The following is a 17,360-nucleotide window of genomic DNA, read 5'->3' as shown; positions in this document are numbered from 1 at the left end:
CCGGAGTGTGCGGCCGGTGCCGGAACCCGGCAACGGCCGCACGCACCAAGGACGTTGGTCAGCGGGCCTTGTCACGCGCCCAGGCGAGCACCTGGGGCAGGGCCGGCAGCGCGGCGAAGTGGGCGGCGGACGGCTGCAGTACGGCCTTGGCCGAGGGGATCTTCTTGGCCAGCCAGTGGAAATGGGCCACCGGGGCGAAGACGTCACGTTCGCCGTGCCAGAGCATCACGGGCACCGAACCGTCGATCTCCTTGAGATCGAATCCCCAGTGCGACCGGAACGCGACCAGGTCGTCCACCCAGCCCATCGGCGCGCGCGGATCGTCCGCCGCTCCCTCACCCTGTTCGGCCTGGCCCACCGCCGAGAGGTAGTTCCTGAGGAGGTGCTGGCGGATTCCGGCGTCTTCGACGATCACCCGGTCCACACTCGGCATCTCTTCTCGGAGGGAGGCGAGGAACACGGTGGGATCGCGCCGGATGGTCTCGGCGTTACGGGCCAGCAGCGCACCCAACTCGGTCACATCGGGCGCGTGGCGGTCGAGCAGGTCGTAGGTCGACACATTGGACTCGGACATCTCCTTGTCCCAGTCGAGTCCGTCGCCGTCCGCGTTCGGTGGGGCGAGCGAGACCAGTGCGGCGACGCTCGCCACCTGGCTGCCGATGTTCCGGGCCGCGCAGGCCAGGGCGTGCGGTGCGCCGCCCGATCTGCCCACCACGGAGTACTTCTTGAGGTCCAGCTTCTGCGCGATGGCGTCGACGTCCTCGGCGGCGTCGACGACCGTGCGTTTCTCGTGGCGGTCGGAGCCGCCGTAACCCGGTCGGTCGTAGGCGATCAGCCGCACGCCGAGCTTGTGCAGGTCGAAGGTGCGCAGTCGGGGCCCGAGTCGGCTTCCGGGAGTTCCGTGCAGCAGAAACACCGGGTGTGCGTCCGGATCGCCCCAGGTCTCAAAGGCGATCGTCCGTCCGCCGGACGGCGTCTTCACTGTCTTAACCACCCGATGCCCTCCCGTGCCAGCGGCTGTGGAGTGAAGCGCGGGACCTCCCAGCATTACGCATGGAAAGCCCCGCTCCTAGTAGCTGCTCAGCCGTTCTGGCTTCATGTGGCAAGAATTGGGTAAACGTGGGCCGCTCGGCTGTTCACGCCCCAAGGTAGTGCACCGAGCCACGGGTCGCCGGACGAGGGGGGAATTCATGGTGACGAAGTGAGTCATGGAGTAACCGCCTCATCGCACTCTCGGGGCCCGTTCCGTCCCTGCGCGATGCCCGGCACCTGGGTGAAGGTGCGACCACCCGTATGGAGCAGCACGGACGCTGACGTTCCGGACGTGGTGTGTCTCACGCCCCGCGGGCCGGTTCGGGGCGGTGTACGCCACGTGGCCGATAGCCCAGCAGGTCGGAGCGGCCCAGCAGGTCGGCCAGCAGCCAGACGATGGCCAGCCACATCTCCGTCCCTTGCAGCCCCGGCTCCGGGCCCGGCCCCACCGTGCCCGGCCCGAACCCGAAACCCTTCCCGTCCTGCCAGCGGGTCAGGGCGGCGGCGAGTTGCTGTTCGGCCCAACCGCGGATCTCGGCCGAGCGGTAGCCGTCACCGCCTGCGCCTCTGCCGCCCGACTGCCGTGTGGACAGCCACAACGGATGGGCGACGTCCAGGACGTTGCAGGCGTTCTCCCGGCCCGCCCCGAAGTAGCGGGTGTCGCGGACGTGGTCCAGGACCGCGTCCACGACCCGTTCCGGATGCGGGACGGGTACCCCGAACTGGGCGAAGGAACCGCGGGTGAGCCGGTAGTAGCCGTTCACCACCTGGAGGCGTCCGGCGGTGGCCGATGGGCTGCCCCACATGCCGGTCCAGGGATCGGCCCGGGTGAGGAGCCAGCCGAAGAGGGCTTCGAGCGTGCCTGGGTTGAGGCCCCCGCTGCCGGGGTGCCGCAGGTTCCAGTGGGCGGCTGTGGCCCACGCGTCGATCCAGGCACCGGCGCCCCACGCGCCGTCCCGCCAGGACAACCCCTCCAGACGGGCGACGAGTTGACTCGCCGTCATGTTGCCTACCCCGTGGACCGGTTGGGTGAAGGACGCGCCCAACAGGTCGAGCGCGTAGCCCACGGACAGCACGTGGTACAGCGCCGGGCCGTCGCCGATGAAACCGTCGGCGTCCATGGGAGGCAGTTGCTCGCCGAGTTCGGGTATCAGGCCGGTCTCCCGGTCCTGGAGGGTGGTCAGGCGCTCGATGTGTGCCGCCGTGTCCAGCTGCTCGGGGGCGGAGCCCAGAAGGAGGTCGGCGATCTCCACGGCGTCGCAGTGGGCCCGCACGGTGGGGGCGGCGCCGGGGCGGTCGGTGTAGTGGTCGCCGTTCCAGCATCGGTCGAGGAGGTCGGCGGCCTGGGCGCGGGCGGTGTCGGCGAACCGGGTGAGGGCGTCCCCGCCCACCCGCTCGCGACCGCCCGTCTCCCGCCGGTCCCGGATCCGCCGGGCCGGATTCCCCGCCGCCACCGTCCACGCCGGGACGTCCTTCGTGACGACCGCCCCGGCGCCGATGACGCAGTGGTCGCCGATGGTGACGCCGTCGACGACGACCACGTGGGAGCCGATCCAGACGTCGTCGCCGACGGTGATGCCCCGGCTGGTCTGGGGCTGACGGAAGACCGGTTGGTCGGGGGCCGTGGAGTGGTTGAAGCCGAGGAGCGAGGTGTGGGCGCCGATGCGCACCCCGTCGCCCAGCACGACGGTGCCTCGCACCACGGTGAACGGGTTCAGGGTGCAGTCCGTGCCGGTGGTCAGGTCGCCGGTGACATAGGCGTGGGCGGCGATGTACGAGTCGTCGCCGAGCCGTAGGACGTCCGGGTACACCGCCGCCGACTCGGCCACGTAACACCGCTCGCCCACCTCGCTGTCTCCGCCGAGCTTCCGCTGCCGTTCCCGCTGCGCGGCTCGCTGTTCCTCCGTCGCCTCCTTCTCGAACAGCCAGGGGCAGTGGTCGACGTGGTCGAAGGGCCGCGTGGGCGGCAGCTGTCGGTGATCCATGAGGCGCACGCTAGGCAGAGGCCCGCCTCGGGAGGAAGGGGGCCGTGCGGGGAGGGCGTGCTGAGCCGGGCGGGTGAAGGGCGCCTGCGGGCCGGTGTGCCGCATCGTCCGGCCGCCGACATATGTCTCATCCTTTTGTCTCTTTAGAGGCTTTTCGTACTATCTCCGGGATGAGTCATGCGTCTCAGTCCGAACGCCGCGCCGGTCGTCACACCACTCGTGGCGCCGGCCGCCGCACCGGCCCTCGGCCTCGTCGCCGTGGTGGCCTCGGCCTTCACACTGGCCCAACTCGTCCTCGTACCCCCGGGGACGGGGCTCGGCTGGGACGAGACGGTGTACGTCAGTCAGGTCAGCCCGCATGCTCCGGCGGCGTTCTTCAGCGCGCCGCGTGCCCGGGGCGTGTCGCTGCTGGTCGCACCGGTCGCCGTGTGGTCGTCGTCCACCGCGCTGCTGCGCGTGTATCTGGCGGTGCTGTCGGGGCTGGGGCTCTACCTCGCTCTGCGCGTCTGGCGGGGGCTGTTCCCGGTGCGTGTACTGGCCCTCGGGGGCGCGCTGTTCGCGTCCTTGTGGGTGACCCTCTACTACGGACCGCAGGCCATGCCCAACTACTGGGTCGCGGTCGGCGCGCTCCTCTGTGTGGGCTGCTTCCTGCGCGTGCGGAAGAACCCCGCGGACCGGGCGGCCCTGTGGGGTGTGGCCGCCGGCAGCGCGCTGATGGCGTGGATGCGGCCCACCGACACGGTGTGGGTGACTCTCCCGCTGTTCGTGCTGCTGGTGGGCGTACGGCAGTGGCGGCGGCCGCGGCTGCCGGTGGCGTTGGCGGCCGGGCTCGGCACCGGGGCGGGGGCGTGGGTCGTCGAGGCGTACGCCCAGTACGGCGGGTTGGCGCGGAGGCTGGCCGACGCGTCGCGGATTCAGGGCGGGCTGGGCTGGAACATCGCCGTCGACGACCAGTTGCGCAGTCTCGTGGGGCGCACGCTGTGCCGTCCGTGCACCGGGGACATGCCGCCTGTGGCGGTCGTCGCGTGGTGGTTCGTGCTGCCGGTGCTGGCCGCGCTCGGGTTGGCCGTCGCGCTCAGGGCCGGGCGGGCGTCGTCCACGGCGGTGCCCCTGGCGTGTGCCGCCACGGCCGCCGTCCCGTATCTGTTCCTGATCGGGTACGCCGCGCCGCGCTTCCTGCTGCCCGCGTACGCCCTGCTCGCGATCCCCGTCGCCGACGCGCTGCTCGACCTCGTGACGGGGCCGGGCGGGGCCTGGCGGCCGGTCGTGGGGGCGGTGGTGGTGCTCGGGCTCGTCGGGCATCTGGCGGTGCAGTACGCGGTGCTGTCGCGCACCGTCGAGCGCACCGCCTCATGGCATCGCGACTGGGACCGCACCGCCGCCGAACTGCGGCACCTCGGCGTACGGCCGCCCTGTCTGCTGACCGGTGACTACGCCATCCCCATCGCGTACTACGCCGGCTGCGCCTCCGCCGCCACCCACGGCAACAACGCCAACATCACCCGTGAAGGCATCCTGGAGACCGCCGAGCGCATCCCGGTGGCGGCCCTCGTCGCACCGGGCGGCGGCCCGCCCGAATACGCCCGGGCGTGGCCCGCCCACCAGGTCGCCGGGTTCCAGCTGCATGTGGCGCCGGAGTTCAGGAAACGCCCGTGATGAAGCCGTCCCTGACGCTGTCGAAGACGGGGCGGTGGGTGTCCCAGTCGGCGTCCGGGGCCGAGAGGTAGATGTCGTACTCCCGTTCGCCCTCGCGGCCGTAACCGAGGTCGATGGCGCGGTAGGCGCGGGCCCGTCCCTCGAAGGTGAACTCCCAGACGGCCGCGGGCTGTCCACGGAAGGTGGTCTGCTGCATGCGCAGCCTGCGGTACGAGGTGGGGTAGTTGAGCTTGGTGTTGGCCTCGATGTCCTCGAAGTGGGCCATGGGGTGCGAGCCTGCGGGGTCCACGACGCCGATCGTGATGCCGACCAGGCGCGTCTCGTCGGTGTAGGTGACCGACTCGGCCGTCCGCTTGGCGACCTTCCAGCCGTCCGGGACGGGGAAGGAGACGCCGAGGCTCTCCTCCGTGACCAGGTGGAAGCCGTCGGGTACGGGGGACGGGGAGTGGGACGGGGTGGGTGAGGCGGAGTTTCCGCTGCTCGGCGAGGCCGTTCGTCCGTCGGGGTCCGACGTCGCGTAGAGCGTGGCCCCGACGACCGTGGCGGCCACGGTCACGGCGACGACGACCGGGACGAGGACACGGCGCTTTCCCCGGCCCCGGTGGGCGGGCCGGCCGGTCTGCGGGCCCGGGCCTCCCGGGGAGCCGTCCAGGGCGCCGTCTCGGCCCGTTCCGCCCCGGCCGCCGGCGTGCTCCGCCGGCTCCCGGCCGGTCTCCCGCCCGTCGGACGAGCCGTCGCCGGCCGGGCCCCCGCTGGGCGAACCCGCGTCGGCCGAGCGCCCGGCACCCGGCACCGGCAGCGCCGTCGTCGCCTGTCCGGACACCACGGCGTGCAGAGCCCGTTCCGTCTGTTCGGTGGAGGGGCGGTCGGCGGGGTCCTTGGCGAGGAGGGCCTCGATGAGGGGTTCCAGGGCGCCGCCCTGCTTCAGGGGCTCCAGGGGGTCCACGGCGATGGCGTACGCGGCCTCCATCGCGGTGAGGCGGCGGAACGGCGGGCGGCCCTCCACCGCCTGGTACAGCGTGGCGCCCAGCGCCCACAGGTCCGAGGCGGGGCCGGGCTTCCGGCCGCGGATCCGCTCCGGGGCCATGTAGTGGATCGAGCCGACCATCTCGCCGGTCTTGGTCAGGGTCGAGGCGTCCGCGGTCATCGCGATGCCGAAGTCGGTGAGGACGACCCGGCCCTCGGCGCCGAGCAGGACGTTGCCCGGCTTGACATCGCGGTGCAGTACCCCGGCGGTGTGCGCGGCGCGCAGTGCGGCGACCATGCCCAGACCGATCCGGGCCGCCTCCTCGGGCGGGAGGGTCCGGCCGTCCGTGAGGAGGTCGGCGAGCGTGGGCGCCGGGACGTACTCCATGACGATGCAGGGCCGGCCGTCACCGGTGCCACCGTCGGCGTCGTCCACGTGGTCGTCCACGACGTCATGGACGACGATCACATTGGGGTGCGCGATCCGGGCCGCGCTGCGCGCCTCGCGGCGGGTGCGCTCGTACAGGGTGACGAGGTCGTCGGCGGACAGGTGCGGCTGCACATGCAGCCGTTTCACGGCGACCTGGCGGTCGAGGACCTCGTCCCCGGCCCGCCAGACCGTGCCCATGCCGCCGCGGCCTATCTGCTCCGTGAGCCGGTAACGCCCGGCGACGAGCCGCCCTACGTCCGACACCACGTGCCCTCCGCCAGCCCTGCATACGTTCGATTCGCCTCGTCACCATAACCGGCCCGAGGTGAGGGAGGGCAGGCGGACCGGGCCCGTGCAGGGTCGGGGAGATGGCTGTGAGCGGGGGCGGGTCCGTTCGACGTCACCCGTGGGACGAGTCGCGCCCGGTCCGGGTGTCGACGGCGGCCATGAAGTCCAGCATCCGGCGGTTCATCTCCTCCGCGTGGTCCATCCACGGGCCGTGGCCGGTGTCGGAGAACATCTCGGCCCGGGCGCCCGGTATCAGGCGCGGCACCCGCTCCACCTGCCGTCGGGCGTGCACGAGGAGGCTGCGCCTGCCGAGGGCGAGGTAGAGCGGGGTGCGGACGGTGGACAGTTCCTCGTCGGTCAGGGGCAGGGGAGACGGGCGGCGGACGGTGTAGGCGCGGAGGGCCGTTCTGGCCATCGTGCGCAGCTCGGGCACGACGAGGACCGGCTGTTCCAGCCAGGCGGCCAGGCGCGGACGCAGCGCCTTGGGAGCGAAGGTCGCGAACAGGCTGGCGAAGATCCACACGAAGAAGCGCAGCCCCACCTTCTCCAGCCCGCCGGGGTCGAGGAGGGTGACCGAGGCGAGGCGGCCGGGGGCGCGGTGCGCCTGGTTCAGCGCGAGCCAGCCTCCGTAGGACGCGCCGACCAGGTGGACACGGTCGAGCCCGAGCCCGGCGAGCGCCTCGTCCAGCCATCGGGCGGCGTCCTCGGGCCGATGGAGAGGCGCGCGCTGGACGCTGCGTCCGGGGTCGCCCGGGGTGTCGAGGGCGTAGACGGGGCGCTCGGCGCTGAGGGCGGGGGTGTTGGGGTACCACATGGCGGAACAGGAGCCCGCCCCGTGGATCAGGACGACGGGGGTACGGGACCGGCCCTCCGGGGCGGCCGGGCCGTAGCGGTACACGTGGGTGGTGCCGTACGAGGTCTCCACGTCCTGCTCCGCGAGGGCGGTCGCGCCCAGGGCGTGGACCGCGTCGCACGCCGCGAAGTGACGGTCACGCCAGGCATCGCTCACATAGCGGCCGACATCGGCGTTCTTGCTCGCAACGGTCGGGGACACGTCCACCTCCGGGGTCTCGGTTTCGTGATACGAGAGTACCACCATGGTGGTACGGCTGTACCATCAAAAAGGCGTGCGGCTCGTTCGTGGACGGGCGGTGTCAGCGACGCCGTGTCAGCGACGCCGTATAGCGACGTGTGTCAGCGACGCCGTATCAGCGAGAACGACGAGGGGAGTACCGGTCGATGCCCAGACGGGTGGACCACGCACAGCGGCGCACCGAGATCGCCGAGGCGCTCATCAGGGTGGCCGGGCGGCAGGGGCTGCATGCCGTGGGGATGCGTGATGTGGCGGCGGAGGCGGGCGTCTCGCTGCGGCTCGTGCAGTACTACTTCGAGACCAAGGAGAAGCTGCTGCTCTTCGGGCTGGAGCGGCTGGCCGAGCGGTTCGGCGAACGGGTCGCCGAACGCCTCCGGGCCGCCGGCGACGGCACCGGCCCGCGTGCGACCGTCGAGGCGCTGCTCATGGCGGCCCTGCCGACCGACGAGGAGAGCCGTACGTTCCACCACCTCTACACCTCGTACGCCGTCCTCTCCGTCACCGATCCGGCGCTCGCGGCCCAGCCCTTCATCAAGCGGCCCGACGCCGCCGAGGAGGCCCTGACCGGGCTCCTCCGGAAGGCACAGGACGAGGGTCTGCTGCGGCCGGGCGCGGACCCGCGGCTGGAGGCGATCGGTCTGCTCGCCATGTCCGCGGGGCTCGGCTCGAGCGTCCTCGTCGGCCAGCGCGGCCAGGAATCCGCGCTGGCGGTCCTGGACCACCACCTGAACCGCGTCTTCCGGGGTACGGCGGACGAGGCGGGCCCGCGGTAGGGCGTAAGCGGTTGTTCGGCGTACCGTCGTGACTGTGGACCCCACGGCTGACGGTCTTGTGTCCCGTGTCGCGCGCGAACTCGCCTCCAGAGCGGACGAGCTGATCGCCGAGGTGGAGCGGTGCCTGCGTCGTGAGACGCCCGAACTGTGGGAGCACTCTGAGGCCATGACGTTGGAGAACGTGGCCGAGCACGTCATCGTGGTACTGACCGGCCTCGAACACGGTCTCGAAACGGGCGGCATCGAGGCACCGGCCGACGTGCTGGCGCGGATCCGCAGACTGGCCCGGCACGGCGTCCCCATCGGCGCCGTGCTGCGAGGCTTCCGGGTCGGCCAAAGAGTCATCCTCGACCGCCTTCTCGAAGAGATGCCCCGTCGCACCGATGACGCGAACCTGATCAGCGAGGCCGCGCGCAGCCTGATCGTGACGGCGACCGGGTACGTGGACCGCACCTCCGAGCAGGGCGTCGTGGCGTACGAGGAGGAACGCGACCGGCGGTTGCGATGGCGGCTGTCGATGGTGAACGAGGCGAGCATGCGCATCGGCACCACCCTGGACGTCGCCCGCACCACCCAGGAGCTGGCCGACTTCGCCACCGAGCACTTCGCCGACCTCGTCACCGTCGATCTGCTCGACTCCGCGCTCAACGCTCATGACACCCCGCCGGACGACCCGCCCGTCTCACCCGTCTCGCCTGTCTCGCCCGTACTGCGCCGTCTCGCCCGGCGGCCGGCCGCCGCACCCGACCGGGCGTCGTCGACGGTGGCGCGTCGGCAGTCGCACACCTTTCCGTCCGATTCACCACCGGCCCGCGCCCTGGCGACGGGACAGCCGACCCGGCATCGGCTCCACGGTGGGGGACGGGAGCCGGACCACGCGGCAGGCGGCGGTGTCTGCGGCGGCGGCGTGGACGGCGGCGGTGCGGGCCGTGTCCGTCCGGTCCACTCCACGCTGGTCGTGCCGTTGCGGGCCCGGGGCGCCACGCTCGGTGTCGCGCAGTTCTGCCGGGACCGCGACCCCGACGCGTTCGACGACGAGGATCTGCTGCTCGCCCAGGAGATCGCGGCGAGGGCGGCGATCGCCGTCGACAACGCCCGCCGCTACACGCACGCCCGCGCCACCGCCCTCACCCTGCAACGCAGCCTGCTCCCGCGCCGGACCCCACGGCAGTCCGCCGTCGACGTCGCCTTCCGCTATCTGCCCGCCGACTCGCAGGGCGGCGTGGGCGGCGACTGGTACGACGTCATCCCGCTCTCCGGCGCCAGGGTCGCCCTTGTCGTCGGCGACGTCGTCGGCCACGGCATCCACGCCGCCGCCACGATGGGCCGCCTGCGGACCGCCGTACGCACCCTGGCCGACATCGACCTGCCGCCCGACGAACTCCTCACGCACTTGGACGACGTCGTGATCCGCCTGGCGGCCGAGATGGAGAGCAGCGGCGACGCCGAAGCGGCTGATGGCGCCGAAGGCGTCGGAGGCATCGGGGCGACCTGTCTCTACGCCGTGTACGACCCCGTCTCGCGGCGCTGTGCCATCGCCCGTGCGGGGCATGTGCTGCCCGCTGTGGTGACCGGGGACGGCACCGTCGACATCCTCGATCTGCCCCCGGGCCCGCCGCTCGGCCTGGGCGGGCTGCCGTTCGAGGCGGCGGAGTTCGAGCTGCCCGAGGGCAGTCTGCTCGCGCTCTACACCGACGGGCTGATCGAGGCGCGGGACCACGACATCGGCGCGGGCCTGGCCCGGCTCCAAGACGTCCTCGCCCGGCCCGCGCCCTCTCTGGAGGCCACCTGCGACGCCGTACTGAAAGCCCTGCTGCCCGCCCGACCGCCCGACGACGTGGCCCTGCTCCTGGCCCGGACGCATGCCCTCGGCGCGGCCCAGGTCGCCACCTGGGAGCTGGCGGCCGAGCCCACCGCCGTCGCCCGGGCGAGGGCGGACGTCTCCCGGCAACTGGGCGACTGGGGCCTGGAGGAGCTGGAGTTCACGGCCGAGCTGGTGGTGAGCGAACTGGTCACCAACGCCATCCGCTACGGCCGGCCCCCCATCCGGCTGCGCCTCATCCACGACCGCACCCTCATGTGCGAGGTCTCCGACTCCGGCGGCACCACCCCGCTCCTCCGCCGCGCCCCCGTCTTCGACGAGGGCGGCCGAGGCCTCCTCCTGGTCGCCCAGCTCGCCGAACACTGGGGCACACGCCGGGCCCGACGAGGCAAAACGGTCTGGGCCGAACTGAACGACTCCGCACTGTAGCCAGGCCTGACCGCACACCTCACATGTCCCACGTATCTCACATGTGCACCACGGGGGCCGCGTCCGGGGCGTGGACCGGGGCGCCCCGTCGGTAGAGCACGAAGCTGATGACCACGCCGGCGACGAAGAAGACGGCGGACCACCAGTACGCCGTGGAGTACGCCTCCAGTCCCGCCTGGGCGACGACGGTGGGGTCCTTGGGGTTCCTGCCGGCCAGGTAGTCCGCGGCGGCGCTGGTGGAGAGGGTGTTGAGGAGAGCGGTGCCGAGGGAGCCGCCGACCTGCTGCATGGTGTTGACGGCGGCGGACGCGACGCCCGCGTCCTCGGCGGCGACGCCGTCGGTGGCCAGGCTCATGGCGGGGGCCATGATCAGACCGAAGCCGAGTCCGGCGAGGACCAGCGGCGGCATGATGCCGGTGGTGTAGGAGCTGTTCAGGTCGAGGGCGGTCAGCCAGGCCATCGCGGCGGCGGCCATGCCCATGCCCAGCGGAACCACCGGCTTGGGGCCGATGCGCGGGACGAGCATCGTGGACGCCAGCGTCGAGGTGAGCATGAGCCCGGTGATCATGGGCAGGAAGGCGAGCCCGGTCTCGATGGGCGTGTAGCCGAGGCTCTGCTGCAGGTAGTAGGTGAGGAAGAGGAAGACGCCGAACATGCCCGCGCCGATGATCAGGACGGAGACGAACGAGGCGCCGCGGTTCCGGTCGAGCAGGACGCGCAGGGGCAGCAGCGGGTGCGGCGAGCGGGTCTGCCACACCGTGAAGGCGACGAGCAGGACGGTCCCGGCGAGCAGGAAACCCCAGGTGGCCGGCGCGTCCCAGTCGTGGCTCTCGGCGTTGGAGAACCCGTAGACCAGGCCGAACAGACCCGCGGAGACGAGGACCGCACCGGGAACGTCTATCTTGGCGGTCCTGTCGCGGCGGGTACGGCCGAGCAGGAGCACCCCGCCGACGAAGGCGACGGCGGCGAAGACGAGGTTGACGTAGAGGGTCCAGCGCCAGTCGAGGTGCTCGGTCAGTACGCCGCCCAGCAGCAGGCCGACGGCACCGCCGGCCCCCGCGATCGCGCCGTAGACGCCGAAGGCCTTGCCACGTTCCCTGGGGTCGGTGAACGTCGTGGTCAACAGCGACAGGGCGGCCGGTGCGAGCAGCGCCCCGAACACACCCTGTCCGGCCCGCGCGGCGACGAGCATCTCGAAGCTGCCGGCCGCGCCGCCGACGGCGGAGGCACCGGCGAAGCCCACCAGTCCGACGAGGAAGGCCAGCTTGCGGCCGAACAGATCGGCCGCACGGCCGCCGAGCAGCAGCAGGCTGCCGAAGGCGAGCGCGTAGGCAGTCACGATCCACTGCCGGTCGCCGTCGGAGAAGCCCAGGTCCCGCTGGGCCGAGGGCAGCGCGATGTTCACGATCGTCGCGTCCAGCACGACCATCAGCTGGGCCAGGCCGATGACGGCGAGGATCCACCAGCGATGGCGGTGCGGCGGGGCGGTCGTTGGCGGGGACGACACGGTGGCTGTGCCGGCCGGTGTGTCCGAGGTGGTCCGAGGCATGACGAAACTCCAGGGGAAGTGCTGGACAAGGGTGGGTACGGCGGTGGGCGGGAGAGGACGGCTGCGTCGGCGGAGCTCGTCACGAGTGAGAGGGCCCGTTCCCCAGGAGAGGAAGCCGTCTGACACCTGTCAGATTAACTGTGATCTGACAGGTGTCAAATAAGATGCTCGCCAGCCTCCGGACTGCGTTCAAGGGGTCTCCGGGACGGTGTTCGCTGGTCCTTAAGATGGGCGCGGGACCGCCCACGCAGGGCGTACGGGCGCGAGCTGGAAGTGAGGGAGGCAAGGGTGGGAGCAAGAGCCGAATCCGCTCGGCGGCCGGGGCGCCCCGGCGCGGACACTCCCGCGGTGCCCGAGGAGGGGAGCGTCCTGCTGCGCGGGCTGGAGGCCTTCGCGGAGCTGGGCTACGACCGGGCGTCCGCCCGGGAGCTGGCCCGCCGTCTGGGCGTCAGCCACAACTTCATCAACGACCGTTACGGCTCCAAGGCGGCGTTCTGGCGCGCGGTGGTGGACTCCGCCATGGGGGTGCAGCTGGCGAGCCTGCCCGAGCGTGATCCCTCGGTCGACGACGCGGAGAACCTGCGGCGGCTGATCACCGACTTCTACCGGGGCGCGGCGGGCGCGCCCCTGGTCGCACGGCTCCTCGTCGACGAACTCAACCAGGACACCGAGCGGTTGGACTACCTCTACGACCACTACATCAGCGTCGTCCTGCGGAGCATGACGTCCAGCATCGAGCGGCTCGTCGCCGCCGGACGCATGGCGCCCCTTCCGATGGACGTCCTGTTCTTCGCCATCATTCCGCCCGTCTCCGGAATGCTGGACGTCCCCCTCGCCCGCCGCCTGGGCCGCCCCGAGCCCTACTCGCCCGAACAGATCGCGGCCACGGCGGAGGCACTGGCCGCACTCGTGCTCAACGGGCTGCTCGGCACGGGACGGAAGGGCGACGCCTGAACCGAGGGGCGAGTACGCGACGTGCTGGGGAGGGCCCGGCCTCCCCCCGGCCGTGCCTAGCTGTAGCTAGTGCCGCATCAGGCAACGTTCGCCCCGTCGCGACGCCCGGCACGCTCCCCCATTCTCGGCTTCGCTCGAACGGGAGGGGCCCCCACCGCCGCACCGGCCGAAAGCCCAAGTACGTCCGGTCCATCGACGAGGACTTCCGGCCGGCACGCCGAGAGCACGCACCGGACGCCGCTCCTTGACGGGCAAACCTTGGCTGACGCGGCACTAGCGCAGCGGAACCGTGTCCAGTAGTTCGCGGGCCATCCGCCGCGCCGGCTGCGTCGTCTCTTCGGCGACGCGGCGGAAGGTCTCCTCGGCCGGCCGGGCTGGCCAGGCGGGGGGAAGGTGGCGGGTGGGGAGCCGGGGGTCGGTGCGGATGGTCCAGAGCCATTCGCTGACGAGCCGCAGCCGGGTGCCGATGGGGTCGTCGCCGGAACCGCTGCCCAGGTGGGCGGTCCAGCGCTTGTCGAAGGTGACGTAGCGGGCGGCGACGGTCTCCAGATCCCAGGTGTCGCGGATCATCAGCTCGATGTCGGTGGCCCCATCGGCCTGGGCGTGGAAGATCTTGACGTGGCCGGTGAGCCCGAGCTCCGCGACGACACCGGCGATGTCGACGTTCCCGGGGGCGATCCACAGCCCGCTGTACAGCGCGCCGAATCCGGACCACGTGAGCCGGGAGCGCAGGTCGTGGCGCCGGCGCTTCCAGGAGTCGGGGAGGGAGAAGCCGAGGAGGGTCCAGGTGCCGTCCCAGTCGTCGTTGACGGCGCCCTGCTTCCAGATGCGGGTGCGGCCGTCCCACAGGACGCGGGTCGCCTGCGGGGTGAGGCCGAAGTACATCCTGCGGCCCTCACGTTGGCGCCGCAGCAGCCCGCGACCGACCATACGGGTCAACGTGGAACGCACGGCCTGTTCACCGACGCCGACGCGGCCGAGTACGTCGATGATGCTGCCCGAGTAGACACACAGATCACGGTCGTCCTCCTCCAGCACGTGGTTGCCGAAGAAGGCGAGCATGAGCGACTGCGGGCGCGGCTGCGGGCCGTCCGAGGTGCCGCTGTCCGGGGTGTCCAGGATGTCGTAGTCCTCCACGGGGCAAGCGTACGGCCGCCCGCCGACGCTCCGGCGGGCGGCCGTACCAGGTCACCGACCGCTCTCTAGGGCCCTGGAGGGCGTAGGCCGGGTCATGACCACCCCGCGCGTCAAGAACGTCACTTCGCACTTCACGATGAAGACCGTCAAGCCCACCCGAGGAAAGCAAGGAACGCCATGACCACCATCGCCGTCATCGGAGCCGGGCCGGGTCTCGGCGCGGCCGTCGCCCGTCGCTTCGGGCGTGAGGGGTTCGCCGTGGCGCTCGTCGCCCGCGACCCGGAGCGGACCAAGGCACTCGCCGCCGACCTGGCCGAAGAGGGCGTCACGGCCCGGGGATTCGCCGCCGACGTACGTGACCCGGAGGCCCTGGCCGCCGCACTCGACGCGGCGCACACGACCCTCGGGCCGATCGAGGTCCTGCAGTACAGCCCGCTGCCGCACCGGGACTTCATGCTGCCGGTGCTGGAGACCAGCCACACCGACCTCGTCGGCCCGATCGAGTTCTCGGTCTACGGCTCGGTCGCCGCCGTACGCCAGGTGCTGCCCGACATGCGTGCCCTCGGCCGCGGCACGATCCTCTTCGTCAACGGCGGCACGGCCGTGGTCCCGCACCCCGACCGGGCCGGCACGTCCATCGCCTTCGCCGCGGAGAGCGCGTACGGCCTGCTGCTGCACGACACCCTCGCGGGCGAGGGCATCCATGTCGCCCAACTGGTGGTCCCCGGCGCGATCGTCCCCGGGCACGACCGGAAGGACCCGGCCGTCCTCGCCGACACCCTGTGGGGGATCCACCGCGACCGCCACGGCTTCCGGCACTTCGCGGACGACCTCGACACCTGACGGCCCGTCGGCTCGGACGGTGGCGGCAGGGGAGAGGCTGTTCCGGAGGAGCGCGCGGTCAGTTGTGGGGGTTCGCTTGGTCGCCGTCATGCGCCGTCATGCGCCGTCATGCGCCGTCATGCGCCGTCATGCGCCGTCGTGCGCCGGGGCGGCCGGGCCGTACGGCGGGGCGGGATCGTACGTCGGTGGGCGGGACATGGAGGCCGCGGTGGGGAACGAGTTCCCGCGCGATGTCATCGGCGGCCGGCTCGTCAGGCGCGGCGGGCTCGACGCCCGAGCAGCGGCGGCGGCGCCACCGCGACGCCCGGGGCGGCCGGGCCCGATCGGCGATCCGCCCGACCGCACAGCGGCCGACGCGCGATCGCCGGGGTCGGATGTCAGGCTGAAATCACAGGACCCGCGAACGCGAAGGGGTATCCCCGTGATCACCACTGACCTCACTCCTGGTTCCCCCTGCTGGCTCGACCTCGGTGCTCCCGACGTTCCGGCCGCCGCCGCTTTCTACGGCGCGGTGCTCGGCTGGGCGTACGAGCCCATGAGCGACGGCGGCGGCGAGGGGCAGGAGACGGAAGGCGAAGGCGGAGTGTTCCGGAAGGACGGCAAGATCGTCGGCGGGCTCGGGCGGCTCACCGAGGAGGGCGCGCGTTCGGCCTGGATGATCTACTACCGCGTCACCGACGCGGACGCCACGACCCAGGCCGTGGAGCGCGCGGGCGGCACGGTGCGGGTGGCACCGAGGGACCTCGGCGACTGGGGCCGCATGGCGCAGTACAGCGACCCGCTGGGCGGCCAGTTCGCCGTCTGGCAGCCGGGCAAGGACCAGGGCTTCGAGCTGGTGGACGAGCCGGGCTCGCTGTCCTGGACCGAGCTGTACACGACCGACGTCGCGGCCGCGAAGGAGTTCTACGGCGGGGTCCTCGGCTGGCAGTTCGGCGACATGCCGCTGCCGGGCGGCGGAGGCACGTACACCCTCATCACACCCGCCGGACTCCCCGAGGAACGGATGCAGGGCGGCCTCATGGAACTCAGCGCGGACGACCTCGCCCTGGCCAACGGGCGGCCCTACTGGCACCCGGTCTTCGCCGTCACCGACTGCGACGCCGCGGTCGCCGGGGTCACCGGGAACGGCGGCAGCGTGCAGATGGGACCCGAGGACGCGGAGGGCGTCGGCCGCCTGGCCGTCTGTCTCGACCCGTCGAACGCGGACTTCGTGGTCCTCGCCCCCGCCCAGAGCTGACCTTCACGCCCCCGCCCAGAGCTGACCCTCACGAGGCCGCGGCCTTCCGCGGCCCCTCGCCGAGGCCTACGGAACCCGCTCCGACGCCCACCGGCCCCCTCCTCCGACGCCCACCGGAACCCACTTCGACGCCACCGCGATCCGATGCCGTTCGGCAGTGGCGCGCTCACCGTTGCGCAAATCAGGATTACCGTCCATCATCAGGAATCCTGTTAATTCAACGTTGTAGCGATGGGTGGGGCCGATCATGCCGTTCAGTGCCAGAATCCAGGCCAGAGGGGTTCAGCTGCTGCTCAGCGGCGTCATGAGCCGGGTCCACAAGGACCTGCGCTTCACCGATATCCCGAAGCAGACGGAATCCCTCCGGGTCGAGACCGGCGCCGGACCGGTGAACTGCACCGTCTACCGCCCGCCGGCCTCCACCGGCACCCCCGCTCCCGTGTACGTCAACTTCCACGGCGGCGGCTTCATCGTGGCCCGCCCCGAGCAGGACGACCACATCTGCCGCTACACAGCCGCCACGGCCGGCTGCGTCGTGATCAACGTGGACTACGCCGTCGCCCCGCAACGGCCCTTCCCCACAGCGGTCACCCAGGCGTACGACGTCACGAAGTGGGTCGTCGAGAACGGCGCCGCCCACGACTGGGACGGCTCCCGGGTCGCCGTCGGCGGACACAGCGCGGGGGCCGCCCTGACCGCCGCGGTCTGCCGTACGGCCCGCGACCGGGGCACCTTCACGCCGCGACTCCAGATCATCGACTCCGCGCCGCTCGACCAGGTCGCCGACCCGTCCACCAAGTTCTCCCCCATCGCCAAGCCGCTGCTCAGCCCCAAGCTCATGCGGATCTTCACCGCCGCGTACGTCCCGGATCCGGCGGACCTCGCCAACCCCTTGGTCTCGCCCGGGCTGGCCGACGACCTCGCCGGGCTGCCGCCGGCCCTCGTCATCACCGCGGAGAACGACCGCCTGCGCGACGAGGGCGACGCCTACGCCAAGGCCCTGGAGGCCGCGGGCGTCCCGGTCACCCACCGTGTCTTCGAGGGCGTCGACCACTACTTCACCCACACCGGCCCGGTGCCGGCCGGCAAGGAGGCCATAGAGCTGATGGCCACGACCCTGCGTACCGCGCTCACCGCCTGACACGGATCGACGACTCGCGATGGTG

Annotated in this window: 13 protein-coding genes; 7 read left to right on the top strand and 6 right to left on the bottom strand. The window is 72.0% G+C overall.

What is annotated here, in order from left to right; all coding sequences use genetic code 11:
* Positions 1–58: 58 nt before the first annotated feature.
* The gene (locus JIX56_RS08815; protein WP_257538217.1) at positions 59–994 is read right to left on the bottom strand and encodes an alpha/beta fold hydrolase; all 936 of its coding nucleotides are present in this window, start codon (positions 992–994) and stop codon (positions 59–61) included.
* Positions 995–1,334: 340 nt separating this feature from the next.
* Entirely contained in the window at positions 1,335–3,017 is a 1,683-nt protein-coding gene (locus tag JIX56_RS08810) for an acyltransferase (RefSeq protein ID WP_257538216.1), read from the bottom strand.
* Between the two features lie 177 nt (positions 3,018–3,194).
* Here JIX56_RS08810 and JIX56_RS08805 point away from each other — a divergent pair, with 177 nt between their 5' ends.
* The gene (locus JIX56_RS08805; protein WP_257538215.1) at positions 3,195–4,673 is read left to right on the top strand and encodes a hypothetical protein; all 1,479 of its coding nucleotides are present in this window, start codon (positions 3,195–3,197) and stop codon (positions 4,671–4,673) included.
* On the opposite strand, the gene JIX56_RS08800 is transcribed toward JIX56_RS08805, so the two are convergent.
* Both JIX56_RS08800 and JIX56_RS08795 read right to left on the bottom strand, forming a co-directional pair.
* Entirely contained in the window at positions 4,657–6,336 is a 1,680-nt protein-coding gene (locus tag JIX56_RS08800; protein WP_257538214.1) for a serine/threonine-protein kinase, read from the bottom strand. The two genes, JIX56_RS08805 and JIX56_RS08800, sit on opposite strands and share 17 nt — an antisense overlap.
* Before the next feature lie 133 nt (positions 6,337–6,469).
* Positions 6,470–7,456 carry an alpha/beta fold hydrolase gene (locus JIX56_RS08795; RefSeq protein ID WP_443031794.1) on the bottom strand — a complete coding sequence of 329 codons (987 nt, stop codon included), beginning with the start codon at positions 7,454–7,456 and terminating at the stop codon, positions 6,470–6,472.
* A 140-nt stretch (positions 7,457–7,596) separates the two neighbouring features.
* Between JIX56_RS08795 and JIX56_RS08790 the strand changes: the two genes are divergently transcribed.
* Positions 7,597–8,223, top strand: a complete 627-nt coding sequence (locus tag JIX56_RS08790; protein WP_257538213.1) for a TetR/AcrR family transcriptional regulator — start codon at positions 7,597–7,599, stop codon at positions 8,221–8,223.
* Between the two features lie 34 nt (positions 8,224–8,257).
* Positions 8,258–10,474: an ATP-binding SpoIIE family protein phosphatase gene (locus JIX56_RS08785; protein WP_257538212.1), complete on the top strand. Its 2,217-nt coding sequence runs from the start codon at positions 8,258–8,260 to the stop codon at positions 10,472–10,474.
* A 37-nt stretch (positions 10,475–10,511) separates the two neighbouring features.
* Here JIX56_RS08785 and JIX56_RS08780 read toward each other — a convergent pair whose 3' ends face one another.
* A complete protein-coding gene (locus tag JIX56_RS08780; protein WP_257538211.1) occupies positions 10,512–12,023 on the bottom strand; it encodes an MFS transporter in 1,512 nt (503 codons plus the stop codon).
* 348 nt (positions 12,024–12,371) lie between these two features.
* Here JIX56_RS08780 and JIX56_RS08775 point away from each other — a divergent pair, with 348 nt between their 5' ends.
* Complete coding sequence (locus JIX56_RS08775) at positions 12,372–12,977, top strand: TetR/AcrR family transcriptional regulator (protein WP_257538210.1); 606 nt, start codon at positions 12,372–12,374, stop codon at positions 12,975–12,977.
* Positions 12,978–13,250: 273 nt separating this feature from the next.
* On the opposite strand, the gene JIX56_RS08770 is transcribed toward JIX56_RS08775, so the two are convergent.
* Positions 13,251–14,114 (bottom strand): PaaX family transcriptional regulator, encoded by an 864-nt coding sequence (locus tag JIX56_RS08770; protein WP_257538209.1) that lies wholly within the window; start codon positions 14,112–14,114, stop codon positions 13,251–13,253.
* A 177-nt stretch (positions 14,115–14,291) separates the two neighbouring features.
* On the opposite strand from JIX56_RS08770, the gene JIX56_RS08765 reads away from it, so the two are divergent.
* From JIX56_RS08765 to JIX56_RS08755, 3 genes are all read left to right on the top strand, one after another.
* Entirely contained in the window at positions 14,292–14,957 is a 666-nt protein-coding gene (locus tag JIX56_RS08765; RefSeq protein ID WP_257538208.1) for an SDR family NAD(P)-dependent oxidoreductase, read from the top strand.
* Between the two features lie 421 nt (positions 14,958–15,378).
* On the top strand, positions 15,379–16,194 hold the full coding sequence (locus tag JIX56_RS08760) for a VOC family protein (protein ID WP_257538207.1): 816 nt from the start codon (positions 15,379–15,381) through the stop codon (positions 16,192–16,194).
* Between the two features lie 247 nt (positions 16,195–16,441).
* The gene (locus JIX56_RS08755) at positions 16,442–17,335 is read left to right on the top strand and encodes an alpha/beta hydrolase (protein WP_257538206.1); all 894 of its coding nucleotides are present in this window, start codon (positions 16,442–16,444) and stop codon (positions 17,333–17,335) included.
* Positions 17,336–17,360 lie beyond the last annotated feature (25 nt).

Source organism: Streptomyces sp. CA-210063 (genome assembly GCF_024612015.1).
Classification (GTDB): domain Bacteria; phylum Actinomycetota; class Actinomycetes; order Streptomycetales; family Streptomycetaceae; genus Streptomyces.
The sequence above is the reverse complement of the archived record's forward strand: the minus strand, read 5'-3'. Positions and strand labels throughout refer to the sequence as shown.

Bases quoted from the DNA above. Each gene is read 5' to 3' on its own strand.
- JIX56_RS08810 (WP_257538216.1), bottom strand. From the start codon at position 3,017: ATGGATCACCGACAGCTGCCGCCCACGCGGCCCTTCGACCACGTCGAC.
- JIX56_RS08805 (WP_257538215.1), top strand. From the start codon at position 3,195: ATGCGTCTCAGTCCGAACGCCGCGCCGGTCGTCACACCACTCGTGGCG.
- JIX56_RS08795 (WP_443031794.1), bottom strand. From the start codon at position 7,456: ATGGTGGTACTCTCGTATCACGAAACCGAGACCCCGGAGGTGGACGTG.
- JIX56_RS08790 (WP_257538213.1), top strand. From the start codon at position 7,597: ATGCCCAGACGGGTGGACCACGCACAGCGGCGCACCGAGATCGCCGAG.
- JIX56_RS08780 (WP_257538211.1), bottom strand. From the start codon at position 12,023: ATGCCTCGGACCACCTCGGACACACCGGCCGGCACAGCCACCGTGTCG.
- JIX56_RS08765 (WP_257538208.1), top strand. From the start codon at position 14,292: ATGACCACCATCGCCGTCATCGGAGCCGGGCCGGGTCTCGGCGCGGCC.
- JIX56_RS08755 (WP_257538206.1), top strand. From the start codon at position 16,442: ATGCCGTTCAGTGCCAGAATCCAGGCCAGAGGGGTTCAGCTGCTGCTC.